We start from the raw sequence: 12,856 nt of genomic DNA, 5'->3' as shown, positions 1-12,856 counted from the left end.
ACGCTCTCTGTTACGGAACCATGCAACGTTCGTACGGTATCGAACAATAACTAACGGTCAAAGGTCATCCGCTTGCCAACCTTCTCGTCTACAAATTGACCTTGCTCGTATAAGAGATTACCTGATACTACTGTATGTGTAACCGCAGAGTTGAATTTTTGCCCCTCAAAAGGTGACCAACGGCTTTTATAAAGAAGATTTTCTGGTGTCACCGTCCACTGTTTTGCAAGGTCAGCTAGCACCAGATCTGCCCAGTATCCTTCGCGGATAAAACCCCGCTGCTCTATCTGGAAGCAGGTAGCAACATTGTGAGCCATCTTCTCTGCTATCTGTTCAAGCGTTATTTTACGTTGATGATAAAGTTCCAGCATGGCTACTAACGCATGCTGTACAAGTGGCCCGCCACTTGGAGCCTGCAGGTAGGGCTGAGCTTTTTCCTCAATAGTGTGCGGTGCATGATCTGTGGCGATAACGTCAATCCGACCGTCAACAACGCCAGCTAATATACCATCCCGGTCTTCCTTGGTTTTTACTGCAGGGTTCCACTTTATCAGGTTGCCTTTTTCTGCGTAATCTGCATCGCTAAACCATAAGTGATGGATGCAAGCCTCTGAGGTAATGCGTTTCTGGGCTAACGGCAACTCATTGCTGAACAGATGCGTCTCACGTTCTGTAGAAATATGTAGGATGTGAAGACGGGCATTATGTTTCTTAGCCATTTCAACAGCCATTGAAGAGGAGATATAACAAGCTTCAGCACTCCGTATTTTTGGATGCATTTTGGGCGTTATATTGTCTCCTAAGAGTTGTTTAAAATGTTCCAGGTTACTCTTTATTGTAGCTTCATCTTCGCAATGCGTGGCAATGAGCAGTGGCGACTGTGCAAAGAGTTGTTCCAGCGTTGTTGGGTTATCTACCAGCATATTACCTGTTGATGAGCCCATGAACACTTTTACACCACAAACGTTTTTAATGTCGGTTCGCAGAACCTCATCCAGGTTGTCGTTACTCGCGCCCATAAAAAACGAGTAGTTAGCCAGGGAGTTACGGGCTGCTATCTGGTATTTGTCTTCAAGCAGTTGCTGCGTTAAAGTATTAGGCACAGTATTAGGCATCTCCATAAAGGAAGTTATGCCACCTGCAACAGCCGCTCTCGACTCTGTATAGATGTCACCCTTATGTGTAAGTCCGGGTTCACGAAAATGCACCTGGTCGTCTATACAGCCGGGAAAAAGGTGCAGGCCTTCCGCATTTATTATCCTGTCAGCGTTCGAGCTGATCTCTTTATCTATACGATCAATTAAACCGTCCTTTACTAAAACATCGGCAATTATTTGTTTTCCTTCATTAACAACTGTAGCCGATTTGATGAGAATTGTGCCCATAAAGCAAAGATAGGTTTTAGCCGGATATGTTCAATTATCACCACGAAAGCAGGGCTTCGGAAAATTGATGGCCTGCAAGGTTTCAGCCTCAATCAACTAAAACACTATCTTTGCGACTATGGCTGTATCCTTTGAAGACCTTAAGTTTAACCGGCAGATATTAAATGCGATTGCCGACGCCGGTTACACCGAGCCTACGCCTATACAGCAGAAAGCTATTCCGCCAATTTTAAACGGACAGGATGTTATGGGTATTGCGCAAACTGGTACAGGAAAAACTGCCGCATATGTGCTACCTATTCTTATGAAACTAAAGTATGCGCAGGGCGAGCATGCCCGCGCTATGATAGTTGCACCTACACGGGAACTGGCAATGCAAATAGAGGATAATATAAAAACCTTTGCAGCAAATTCCGATCTACGTACAGTAGTCTTGTACGGTGGCCTTGGCCCAAAAACACAAATTGAACAGATAAATAAAGGTGTTGACATTATTGTTGCTACACCCGGCCGCCTGATGGATATTTATCTCGCCGGCCATATTGTTACCAAAACGTTGCAGGTACTGGTGCTTGACGAAGCTGACAAGATGATGGACATGGGCTTTATGCCGCAGATAAACCGCATACTGGAAGTGGTACCGGTAAAACGGCAAAACCTGCTGTTCTCAGCCACCATGTCAGACAAGGTGCATAACCTTTCCTCAAACTTCCTGGAGTTCCCGGTGGTGATAGAAGTCACACCGCAGGCTACGCCTGCGCAAACTGTTAATCAGACTTTGTATCATGTGCCCAACAATAAAACCAAGATACATCTGCTGAAAGTACTCCTGGACAGAAGCGACGAGATTAAAAAGCTTATGATCTTCTGCAAAACCCGTACAGCTGCAGAAGATGTATCTAAGTTCCTGATCCGTAAGTTTGGCGACTCTGAGGTGAAGGTATTGCACGCCAACAAAGGGCAAAACACGCGCATCAACTCCATTAATTCGTTTAAAAACGATGAAGTGAAAATGCTGGTAGCTACAGATGTGGCCTCCCGTGGTATTGATGTTAGCGATGTGAGCCACGTGATTAACTTTGATGTGCCCGTTGTGTACGAAGATTATGTGCATCGCATAGGCCGTACGGGCAGGGCATACCAACATGGCGAGGCAATTACGTTTTGCAACCCTGCCGAGGAGTATTATATACGCAAAATCGAGAAACTGATCAGGCAAAGCATACCTGTAGCTAAACTCCCGGAGGATGTTTTTGTGGAAGAGACACCTTACGACGAACGGCAGGAGCAGGCTAAGGAAATAGATATGCAAAAGCGGAGGGAAGACCCGGAGTTTAAAGGTGCCTTTCACGAGAAGAAGTCGCTTGCACAAAAGAAAAAATTTGAAGCTGCTAAAGCTAAAAAACAACCAAACCATCCAAACAGTAAACCAGCAAAGAAATATGGCGCACAAAAACGAAGCGGCCGCAAACATTAATCAACCACGCAAATTCAGGCTCACACCGCTTAACTTTGCTACTGCAGGCTTTTTTGCTCTTGCTACCTACATCTTTATAAACGGCGCGAAAATTACAGGTTCCCCGTACGAGCATTGGAGCACCACAATAGGATGGATATTTATTCTTTTTGCGGTGGTTGTGTCATTGCTGGATATAATTTTTCGTAATTTCTTCACTGAAACTAAAAAGCTGTGGGTTATAGAGCTAAGCTTTATAACTTTGGTGGCTGTAATATTCTTTCTTGTAAAATGAAAACTGCCGAAATAAAGCTCACTATTCAACTCGACGATAATAACGTTCCTGAAAACATTCTGTGGGAGTCTACAGATTCTCAGAACAAAGAGGCGCTGCCTGTACAAGCCATGATGCTTTCGTTATGGGATCAAAGTTTTAAGAACACGCTTAAGATTGACCTTTGGACTAAGGATATGCCGGTAGATGAAATGAAACGTTTCTTTTACGAGACCTTGCAAACTATGGGCGATACATTCCTACGCGCAACCGGTGAAAAGAATATTGTAGAAGATCTCCGCGATTATTGCGCCCACTTCGCAGACAAAATGGATATTAGAAAGTAACACATGCGCCTGCCTTCGCTCACCTCTGTTTTAGGGTTTATTGTTCTTATCATAGGCACGTACTGCCCAATGCTCCGACCTTTTCACCTCTTTAACTGGAACGTTTACCAGCTAAACCAGCCATTTGGTTTTTTATTGATGCTTGTAGGTATAATAGGCATCATCTGCGCGGTGCTTAACCAAGCAAAGGTTACAAAGTTGGCTGCGTTTATATCACTGGCGTTGGTTATTGTGTTATTTATAGCCGCAGTGCTTAAGGTAAAAACCAGCTTTAGTTTTATACCATTCAAGGGCATAAACGCATTCCTTACCCGGCAAATTGCTTTTAAATGGGGATGGTATGTGTTATTTGCAGGATCGTTACTCTCGGTTGCAGGTGCGCTGTTTACCAGAAAGCCTCAGATAAGCGATTATAAACAAGTGTAATACACCTATAATGTTTATTTGCAGCAACTTGCTGCATAATTAGTGTACAAGTGTTTTTTTAAACATATTTGTACGATAAAACCACATCTTATTCAATGTTTAAACTTTCGTTCAGAAACCAGGTACTGGCAGGTTTTGCGGTATCAATTATACTTGTTATAGCTGTTGGCGTACTATCATTTAATAGTATAAAGCAATTAGAGGATGATACTGTAATGGTTGATCACACGCAAAAGGTGATAAAAACCACCAACAGTGTCCTGCAATTACTTATTGATGGTGAAACCGGCATGCGCGGCTATGGCGCTACCAATAACAAAGTTTTCCTTGAACCTTACAACCAGGCGGTACCACGTATAACCGAAAATTTGTACCAGCTATCACAAATGGTGCAGGACAATCCGGAGCAACTACGCAGGATAGATTCATTAAAAGACCTTGTAAACAGGCAACTGGTGGTATTAAAAACCAATATTGAGACGCGTGAAGCAAAAGGCCTGGAGTTTATGGTGAATAACCATATGTTCCTGAACGGCAAGCAGAACATGGACAGTATCCGGGGGCTTAATGAGCGCGTTATAAGCATGGAGAATAGCTTGCTTGCACAGCGCAAAGCCAAATCTGACGCTGCATCGAACAGAGCCATTATCGTTATCCTTATTGGTTCAATGGTATTTGTACTTATTGTGGTGATACTCTTTTACTACATACAAGGCACCTTTGCAAGGCAGAAGAAAATAGAAGAGGAGATTCGTGTTGCCAATATTGAGCTGGAAAAAGTGCTCGCCGAAAACGAATCGAAAAACTGGCTACTCACGGGCACAGGCACCCTTAACGAGAAAATGCAGGGCCAGCAAAGCGAAAAAGAACTCACAAGCAATATACTAAAGGAGGTTTGTGTTTATGCAGGGGCACTCACAGGCACTATTTATTTATTTAATGAGGCTGAAAATCACCTGGACCTTTACGCATCATACGCCTTTGGAGACGAAAGCGGTTTAAAGAAACGTATTAACATCACTGAAGGCTGGATTGGCCAGGCTGCACAGGACGAGCGTGCTGTAGTTGTAAAAGGGAAGCTGAACGATAAGTTGGTTTTAGGGTCATCACTCGTACAGGATGAGATGATTGAAGCTATTGTTGTTCCGTTCTTCTTTGATAAAAAGTTGAAAGGCGTAATGGAAATTGGTTTCCGTGGCGAACTGAAGGAAAGCGTTAAGGATTACATCCTTTTGGTAGCAAATGATATCGGTATAGCGGTAAACACCGCACAGGCACGTACCATTATGCACGACCTGTTCGAGGAAACGCAGCAACAGGCAGAAGAGTTGGAAGCACAGCAGGAAGAAATGCGTGTTACCAACGAGGAGTTGATGAATAAGACCGAGATGCTGCAAGCTTCTGAAGAGGAGCTACGCGTGCAGCAGGAGGAGTTACGTACCATTAACGCCGAACTTGAAGAAAAAGCTAGTTTGCTGGAAGAAAAGAATCAGGCGATAGAAGAAGCCCGCCAATCTATCACGCAGAAGGCTGACGAACTGGAAACTACCGGACGCTACAAATCGGAGTTTTTGGCAAACATGAGCCATGAATTACGCACTCCACTAAATAGTATACTTGTACTTGCACGTATTTTAAAGGATAACAAACCAGCCAACCTTTCAGAAGATCAGATCAAATACGCCAGTGTCATATTTAATGCCGGCAACGACCTGCTGACGCTGATCAATGACATTCTTGACCTTTCGAAAATTGAATCGGGTAAACTGGATATGCAAATCGAGGATATCCGCATTGCCGACATCTTGGCCGACGTGCAATCCTTGTTTGCAGAAATGGCTATTAACAAGCACATTGACTTTAAAACCATTCTGACTGATGTTCCGGATACAATCACTACCGACAAGGTTAGGGTAGAGCAAGTAGTAAAAAACCTGCTGTCTAATGCCTTTAAGTTCACACCGGAAAACGGAAAAATATCCGTTACCGCAAAGCCGGGGCCCTTGGCAAATACCATTGCATTTTCCATAAAGGATTCAGGCATCGGAATACCTGCCGATAAACAAAAAATCATTTTCGAAGCCTTCCAACAAGCAGATGGCTCAACCAGCCGTAAATACGGGGGCACAGGTTTAGGGCTCTCAATTAGTCGCGAACTAGCTAGCCTGTTGGGTGGTTATATTACGCTTTCCAGCGAGCCGGGTGAAGGTAGCGAATTTACCCTGATACTGCCGATTGAAGCTGTAGCCAAAGTAAAAGAAGAGCCGGCGGTACCAACGGTAGATACATTTACACCACCCACCAATTTTTTAAGTTCTGTACCTAAAAAGGTAACATCAACAGGTGAGCCAACGGTTGTAATAGTTGAGGATGACAAGAATTTCGCAAACATATTGCAGGATTACGCCCGCGATCACGGCTATAAAGCTATTATGGTTCATGACGGTACGTCGGCTGTTGATATTATAAAAGAAAAGCAGCCTGACGCTATCATATTGGACATCATGCTGCCTGGTAAAGACGGCTGGCAGATATTAAAGGAGCTTAAAGCAAACGAAGAAACCGTAAACATCCCGGTACACATGATGTCGGCAGGAGACGCCGCAGCAAACCGGGTACGTAACGAAGGTGCCATAAGCTTTTTAAAGAAACCAATTAGCACAGAATCGCTGGATAAGTTGTTTACAGATATTATGAGCACCAGCGGCACAAGTTTCAAACAGATTTTGCTTGTGGAAGATCATAAGGCACAAAGCCAGGCATTAAAAGATCTGATGCAAGCCCAGGGCATTACCGTAGATCAGGCTTTTGATGGCGAATCGGCATTTAGGATGCTTAATGAAAACGACTATCAGTGCGTTATCCTTGACCTCAATTTGCCTGATATATCCGGACTTGACCTGCTGGACAAGATTAAGGCAGATGAAAAGTTCTCTTCTTTACCTGTGATCATTAACACCGCTATGGAACTTGATAAAAGTTCTGTAAACAGGCTGATGCAGTACGCCAATGCCATGGTGGTAAAAACCAGCAAATCAAGCGACAGGCTTATTGATGAGGTTAATCTTTTCCTGAACAAAATCAGCGAGACATCCGGCGCACAGCAACCATCAACAGCAATATCCCCTAAGAAGGCCATCGCTGTTACCAAGGATAGCCTTAAGGGTAAAAAGGTACTGGTAGTTGATGACGATATGCGCAACATTTTTGCATTGAGCAGCGCACTTGAGACGTATGACCTGAACGTGGTGATTGCAAATGATGGGGAAGAGGCCATTGCCAAGCTGCAAGAAGTAACAGATATTGATATAGTGCTTATGGACATAATGATGCCAAAAATGGATGGGTACGAAGCTACCAGGTATATCCGTAAGCAAAACAAATGGGCAAAATTGCCTGTTATCGCCTTAACCGCAAAAGCAATGAAGGACGACAGGGAAAAGTGCATAGCAGCCGGTGCAAATGACTACATTACCAAACCGGTAGATATGGACAGGCTTATTGCCCTTATGCAGCTGTGGCTTGATAGCTGATATGAGAGAAGTTACAGGTAAGGAAATAAATATTACATCGGCCCAGTTAACCGAGCTTATAGACCTGGTGCGGAAGATTCACGGGTTTGATTTTAGCGACTATACCAAAGCATCGTTTAAGCGGCGGCTTGCCCGCATTATGATGCTAAAAAAGCTGGAGTTTTATGACCTGAAACATATCCTTGTAAACGATCCGGCTTTTTTTCAGGAGTTTTTAGAAGAGATCACCGTGAACGTTACCGAAATGTTTCGTGATCCGGCTTTCTACAGAGCCTTACGTGATCAGGTTGTTCCATACTTATCCACTTATCAGCATGCAAAAATTTGGTGTGCCGGTTGTTCTTCCGGCGAAGAAGTGTATTCAATAGCCATTTTGCTTAAAGAGGAGAACCTGGTAAAGAAATCCTTTATTTACGGTACCGACATTAATACAGGTGTACTTAAAGAGGCAAGAAAAGGTATCTATAGTTTACGCAAGATTAAAAGCTATGCTGAAAATTATATGCTTACCGGATTGCCAGGCTCCATCACAGATCACTTTACAATAATGTATGATGCAGCCGCCGTGCACAGCGAGTTGAAACAAAATACTTTATTTTCCGTACACAACCTCATATCAGACACTGTATTCAACGAGTTTCAGATGATCAGCTGTCGAAACGTTTTTATTTATTTTGAGACAGAGTTACAGGAGCGAATTCTCGATCTGTTTTATAACAGCCTTTGTCCGCTGGGTTACTTGTGTTTAGGAAATAAGGAGACTATTCGTAGCGACAACTTTCGCAAGAAGTTTAAGGTGATAAATCAGAAGGAAAACATCTATCAAAAAATTGGCAGCTAAAGACGATTTGATAAAACGTTTCAAGGCTGCCAAATTCTTGCTTTTAGGTGGGTCGGCAGGTTCGTTTAAGCTATTGTTCCGCATGGTTAAAATGTTCCCTCATGACTTCAAGAAGACGGTCATCATTGTTATTCATCGGAAGAAAAATTTTTTTAGCGAAATAGAAAAACTGTTTGCAGAAAACAGTCGTATGTTGATCCGGGAAATTAGCGATAAGGACCCGATAGATAGTAATGCTATTTATATTGCTCCGGCAAATTATCATACGCTGGTAGAGAAAGGTGGCTACTTTTCGCTGGATGTGTCTGAATCAGTATGGTATTCAAAGCCGTCTATTGACGTTACTTTTGAAAGTGTTGCAGACTCTTATGGTAAGGATTGCGCAGCCATTTTGTTTTCAGGTGCTAATCAGGATGGTGCCAACGGACTTTTGAGATTGAGGCAAAGCGGAGCTTTAACAATAGCTCAAAATCCGGAAGACGCCGAGATGAGCGAAATGCCGGGCGCCGCTATAGGGATTGATGCTGCCGAATATATATTGCACACGACGGAGATTTTTGAGCTTTTACAAAACAGTACTTAACCTTTTATTACATGGCCCCCATTAACATCCTGGTAGTTGACGACCGGGAAGAAAATATTGTTACGCTTCAAGCCCTTTTGGAACGTAAGGACATAAAGCTTTTTACTACAACATCTCCCAATGAGGCACTTAGGATTGCCTGGGAAAATCATATATCTATAGCGCTTGTTGACGTTCAGATGCCCCAAATGGATGGGTTTGAACTGGTAGAGATGCTTAAATCGAACCCGCGAACTAAAGATATAATGGTAATTTTTGTTACTGCTATATCAAAGGAAAGCAAATATGTAGTCAAGGGTTTTGGTGCCGGAGCGGTGGATTATCTGTACAAGCCGCTTGACCCTTATGTTACGTCTGCCAAGGTAGACTCCTTTATACAACTAGCCCGTTCTCAGGAAGAAATAAAACTTAAGAATACCGAACTTGAGAACTACGCAATAGTAATAAAGCATAGTGCGGATATTATTTGTTCTGTTGATGCCAGTACGCTCCGCATCAAAACGATCAACCCGGCAGTAGAGGATTTATTAGGCTATAAACAAGCTGAAGTTTACGGCAAAAGCATTATTGACCTGGCTATAGAATCTGATCAGGATTCATTTAAGAAACGGCTTGGGCAAGTTATAAAGGATAATCAAAAGTTCTCTGCATTCGAGTTCCAGTTCAATACGTTTGATAAAAGCATCATGTGGGCAGAATGCCGCGTGTCCTATCGCAACAAAGTGCTTTTCATGAACATTAGCGACCATACTCCACAAAAAAGTTATCAGCAGCAATTAATAAAATCAAAAGAGGCTGCGGAATATGGCAGAAAGGTAAAAGAAACATTTTTGGCAAACATGAGCCACGAGCTCCGTACTCCCGTAAATGGCATAATCGGACTAACCAGTCTTTTGCGTAACACGGGTGTAAATGAACAACAAAACAATTTGCTGAACATGATGGAGACATCATCTAAATCATTGCTTGGCGTTATAAACGATGTACTGGACATATCTAAAATAGAGGCTGGAAAGTTTAACATTGTACGTTCTTCTCACAACATAAGAGAGATAATTCAGTCAGTTCATGGCCTGTTGAAATTCAGTGCTGACGAAAAAAGTATCGAGTTCACAATTAACGTTGACGACGATGTTCCGGAAAATCTGATAATAGACTCGTTAAGGATAAATCAGATTTTAATGAACCTGCTAAGTAATGCAATTAAGTTTACCGACAGGGGAGAAGTAAAGTTAAAGGTGTCTGTACTACAAAAACAGGGAGATAACGTTAAATTAAAATTCAGTGTTGAAGACACTGGAATTGGCATTGCTACGGAAAGCCTTTCTAAAATATTTGATTCTTTTGAACAAGCAGAAGATGATACCACAAGCAAATACGGTGGGACTGGGCTTGGTTTAACTATTGTAAAGAAATTAGTTGAACTTAAAGGCGGAGAACTTACCGTAAGCAGCCAGATAGGAAAGGGCAGTGTTTTTAATTTTATTAATTGGTTCGCGGTTGCAAAAACAGCTGAAAAGAAGCCGGTCAAGAAAAGCAAAACGCTTGAGCCATTCACCAACCTAAACGTTCTAGTGGCAGAGGATAACATGATTAACCAATTTATGCTCATCAAGATGCTAAAGGATTGGAGCATTAATGTGGAAGTTGCGGATAATGGTACTGTCGCATTAGAAAAGTTAAAGCATGGGAACTTTGACCTTGTACTAATGGATACACACATGCCGGGTATGAACGGGTACCAGGCTGCACGTGCAATAAGAATGGAGCTTGAGGAACCAAACCGAAGCGTACCTATTATATCGCTTTCGGCCGCTGCTTATGAGCACGAGCATAAGGAGGCAATCTCCGCCGGTATGAATGATGTGCTACCCAAACCTTTTGAGCCGGAAGAACTACACAAGAAAATAGCTGAGTTGGTGAATAAAAGCAAAAGTTTCAAAGAAACATTTTAGTTTGCCCGATACCCAGAACACTGGCTTCGTGATCTAACAGCCACCGCTTACGCCAAAGGCCACCTGCATAGCCGGTAAGGCTACCATCGCTGCCAATAACGCGATGGCAGGGCACTATTATCCATAAATTGTTTTTGCCGTTGGCTGCAGCAATAGCACGCATTGCCAGCGGGTTGCCCATTTGGTTGGACAGCTGGAGGTAGCTCATCGTGGTGCCAAACGGTACTTTCACCAAGTTATTCCAAACCTCTTTTTGAAAATTGGTACCTGGCTGATTTAAAGGCAAATTAAACGACTGCCTTTTACCTGCAAAGTATTCGTCTAATTGCAAAATAGCTGCATCAATTAACGGAGATACAGATACACTTTCTTCATGCCCCTCATCCCTGATGCTAATAGATACTATAGCATGTTCATCTGCACGTATGCGCACAAAACCTACGGGTGTATTATGGTACGCCTCAAACATTACTTATAAGCTTTCGGCTTTCAAAAGAGCTTTATAGTACACCTTTCCCATGTTTTTGGTAAGGAACTTCCTTGGCAAAAAGTTCATGAATACATTACCAACACGATTAAAAAAACCAGGGATATGTATGTGTTTTCGACCGATAAATGCACTTAGTCCCTCCGCTGCTGCCTGCTTGACCGGCATCAACCATCCCTTAAGGTCGTCAAACTTTTTACCTTCGGTCATTTCCGTAGCTATCCCACCGGGGGCATATACAGTCAACGACAGCGCAGGGTTTTGTATCTCTGCGGACAAGGCATTGGCAAACGCCAGTATAAACGCCTTGCTGGCGGAGTAAATTGCCTGGTAAGGTACCGGGAAGAGCGCAGCCATACTGCTTACGATCATCACGCCACCTTCTGCTTTTGCCTTCTCGAAATGTGCTACCAGGCGTGTTGTCATGTAAGCCACGCTGCTTACATTAGTTTTAACAATAGTTTCGGCTTGCTCCCAGGGTAATTCGCTGTGCCTGCCGAAGTAAGTGATGCCAGCATTAAGAATTGCGCCGTACAGTTTACCATCTGCAAGGCAGTCGTCAATTAGCCTTACCACATCGTCATGTAAGGACAAGTCAGCGGTCATCACTTTTACAAAGATCCCGGTTTGCTCCAGTTCAGTTTTAAGTTCTTCCAGCTTGTCTTTTCTGCGTGCGGCAATTATCAGGTTAGCGTGGTGGTTTACTGCCAGCTGCCTTGCCATTTCCTGCCCCAAACCAGATGACGCCCCCGTAACCAAAACCCATTTACCCCTTAGTTCAAGTTTTCTCATAAACTGTAAAGCTAATAAATGGATTGCATTATTACATATATTTGCGCCAATGGGGCTTTTTACAGAAACCGCTAACCTGCTAAAAAAAGAGATCGTTTTGGAGTGGCGTTCCAAGTACGCTTTTAATGGCATACTGCTCTATATAGTTTCCACAGTATTCGTTTGCTATATCTCTTTTAACCTCAACGCCGGTTTTCGCGATAGTGCCGGGTATCCAATTGTGTGGAACATATTATTCTGGATCATAATGTTGTTTGCGTCGGTAAATGCTATTGCCAAGAGCTTTATGCAGGAGGGCAGGGGCAGGTTACTTTACTACTATACCATTGCCAGTCCGCAGGCAATCATCCTCTCTAAAACTATATACAATGCGTTGCTGATGGGATTGCTAAGCCTGCTTGCCATAATAGTTTACCTTCTGTTCTTCCCGAATAATGTTGGCGACATGCCTTTTTACTTTATTGCCGTGCTGTTAGGCAGTACCAGTTTTTCCACCGTATTCACCATGATATCAGCCATTGCTTCCAAAGCGGGAAACAATGGCACCCTGATGGCCATCCTTAGTTTTCCCGTGGTTATACCTGTAATACTGGTGCTTATTCGGGTGAGTAAAGCGGCAATGGATGGTATCGAACGCAGCGTGAGCTATGGCAGCATAGGGGTGCTATTTGCTATAAACGCTATCGTTATCGCCTCATCACTGATACTTTTCCCGTACCTATGGCGCGACTAAGCCTTCCCACTCTATTCAATATTATTGTTACAGATGCACCGCGG

The 12,856-nt window shown here is 43.2% G+C and carries 12 protein-coding genes; 9 read left to right on the top strand and 3 right to left on the bottom strand.

Going from position 1 to position 12,856, the window contains the following annotated elements; translation table 11 throughout:
- Positions 1-50 precede the first annotated feature (50 nt).
- Positions 51-1,385, bottom strand: a complete 1,335-nt coding sequence (locus AC59GT_RS08380) for a dihydroorotase (protein WP_497237213.1) — start codon at positions 1,383-1,385, stop codon at positions 51-53.
- A 118-nt stretch (positions 1,386-1,503) separates the two neighbouring features.
- On the opposite strand from AC59GT_RS08380, the gene AC59GT_RS08375 reads away from it, so the two are divergent.
- The 8 genes from AC59GT_RS08375 (at position 1,504) to AC59GT_RS08340 (ending at position 10,800) form a co-directional block, all read left to right on the top strand.
- Positions 1,504-2,862 (top strand): DEAD/DEAH box helicase, encoded by a 1,359-nt coding sequence (locus tag AC59GT_RS08375; protein ID WP_497237212.1) that lies wholly within the window; start codon positions 1,504-1,506, stop codon positions 2,860-2,862.
- The gene (locus tag AC59GT_RS08370; protein WP_117381586.1) at positions 2,828-3,136 is read left to right on the top strand and encodes a hypothetical protein; all 309 of its coding nucleotides are present in this window, start codon (positions 2,828-2,830) and stop codon (positions 3,134-3,136) included. The genes AC59GT_RS08375 and AC59GT_RS08370 overlap by 35 nt, the downstream gene beginning before the upstream one ends.
- On the top strand, positions 3,133-3,462 hold the full coding sequence (gene gldC, locus AC59GT_RS08365) for a gliding motility protein GldC (protein ID WP_117381587.1): 330 nt from the start codon (positions 3,133-3,135) through the stop codon (positions 3,460-3,462). The genes AC59GT_RS08370 and gldC overlap by 4 nt, the downstream gene beginning before the upstream one ends.
- 3 nt (positions 3,463-3,465) lie before the next feature.
- Positions 3,466-3,888, top strand: a complete 423-nt coding sequence (locus tag AC59GT_RS08360; RefSeq protein WP_497237211.1) for a hypothetical protein — start codon at positions 3,466-3,468, stop codon at positions 3,886-3,888.
- Positions 3,889-3,983: 95 nt separating this feature from the next.
- Entirely contained in the window at positions 3,984-7,421 is a 3,438-nt protein-coding gene (locus tag AC59GT_RS08355) for a response regulator (RefSeq protein WP_497237210.1), read from the top strand.
- 1 nt (position 7,422) lies between these two features.
- Positions 7,423-8,262 (top strand): CheR family methyltransferase, encoded by an 840-nt coding sequence (locus AC59GT_RS08350; protein ID WP_497237209.1) that lies wholly within the window; start codon positions 7,423-7,425, stop codon positions 8,260-8,262.
- Entirely contained in the window at positions 8,252-8,845 is a 594-nt protein-coding gene (locus AC59GT_RS08345; protein ID WP_497237208.1) for a chemotaxis protein CheB, read from the top strand. The genes AC59GT_RS08350 and AC59GT_RS08345 overlap by 11 nt, the downstream gene beginning before the upstream one ends.
- Before the next feature lie 11 nt (positions 8,846-8,856).
- Positions 8,857-10,800 (top strand): response regulator, encoded by a 1,944-nt coding sequence (locus tag AC59GT_RS08340; protein WP_497237207.1) that lies wholly within the window; start codon positions 8,857-8,859, stop codon positions 10,798-10,800.
- Here the strand turns inward: AC59GT_RS08340 and AC59GT_RS08335 are convergent.
- A complete protein-coding gene (locus AC59GT_RS08335) occupies positions 10,784-11,269 on the bottom strand; it encodes a methylated-DNA--[protein]-cysteine S-methyltransferase (RefSeq protein ID WP_497237206.1) in 486 nt (161 codons plus the stop codon). The genes AC59GT_RS08340 and AC59GT_RS08335 overlap by 17 nt on opposite strands.
- 3 nt (positions 11,270-11,272) lie before the next feature.
- Positions 11,273-12,079: an SDR family NAD(P)-dependent oxidoreductase gene (locus AC59GT_RS08330; protein WP_497237205.1), complete on the bottom strand. Its 807-nt coding sequence runs from the start codon at positions 12,077-12,079 to the stop codon at positions 11,273-11,275.
- A gap of 49 nt (positions 12,080-12,128) precedes the next feature.
- Between AC59GT_RS08330 and AC59GT_RS08325 the strand changes: the two genes are divergently transcribed.
- On the top strand, positions 12,129-12,812 hold the full coding sequence (locus AC59GT_RS08325) for a heme exporter protein CcmB (RefSeq protein WP_497237204.1): 684 nt from the start codon (positions 12,129-12,131) through the stop codon (positions 12,810-12,812).
- The last annotated feature ends 44 nt before the right edge of the window (positions 12,813-12,856 follow it).

Source organism: Mucilaginibacter sp. 320_HR (assembly GCF_059691875.1).
This window is presented reverse-complemented; position numbering and strand designations above follow the sequence as displayed.

Bases quoted from the DNA above. Each gene is read 5' to 3' on its own strand.
- AC59GT_RS08380 (WP_497237213.1), bottom strand. From the start codon at position 1,385: ATGGGCACAATTCTCATCAAATCGGCTACAGTTGTTAATGAAGGAAAA.
- AC59GT_RS08375 (WP_497237212.1), top strand. From the start codon at position 1,504: ATGGCTGTATCCTTTGAAGACCTTAAGTTTAACCGGCAGATATTAAAT.
- AC59GT_RS08370 (WP_117381586.1), top strand. From the start codon at position 2,828: ATGGCGCACAAAAACGAAGCGGCCGCAAACATTAATCAACCACGCAAA.
- gldC (WP_117381587.1), top strand. From the start codon at position 3,133: ATGAAAACTGCCGAAATAAAGCTCACTATTCAACTCGACGATAATAAC.
- AC59GT_RS08360 (WP_497237211.1), top strand. From the start codon at position 3,466: ATGCGCCTGCCTTCGCTCACCTCTGTTTTAGGGTTTATTGTTCTTATC.
- AC59GT_RS08355 (WP_497237210.1), top strand. From the start codon at position 3,984: ATGTTTAAACTTTCGTTCAGAAACCAGGTACTGGCAGGTTTTGCGGTA.
- AC59GT_RS08350 (WP_497237209.1), top strand. From the start codon at position 7,423: ATGAGAGAAGTTACAGGTAAGGAAATAAATATTACATCGGCCCAGTTA.
- AC59GT_RS08340 (WP_497237207.1), top strand. From the start codon at position 8,857: ATGGCCCCCATTAACATCCTGGTAGTTGACGACCGGGAAGAAAATATT.
- AC59GT_RS08335 (WP_497237206.1), bottom strand. From the start codon at position 11,269: ATGTTTGAGGCGTACCATAATACACCCGTAGGTTTTGTGCGCATACGT.
- AC59GT_RS08330 (WP_497237205.1), bottom strand. From the start codon at position 12,079: ATGAGAAAACTTGAACTAAGGGGTAAATGGGTTTTGGTTACGGGGGCG.
- AC59GT_RS08325 (WP_497237204.1), top strand. From the start codon at position 12,129: ATGGGGCTTTTTACAGAAACCGCTAACCTGCTAAAAAAAGAGATCGTT.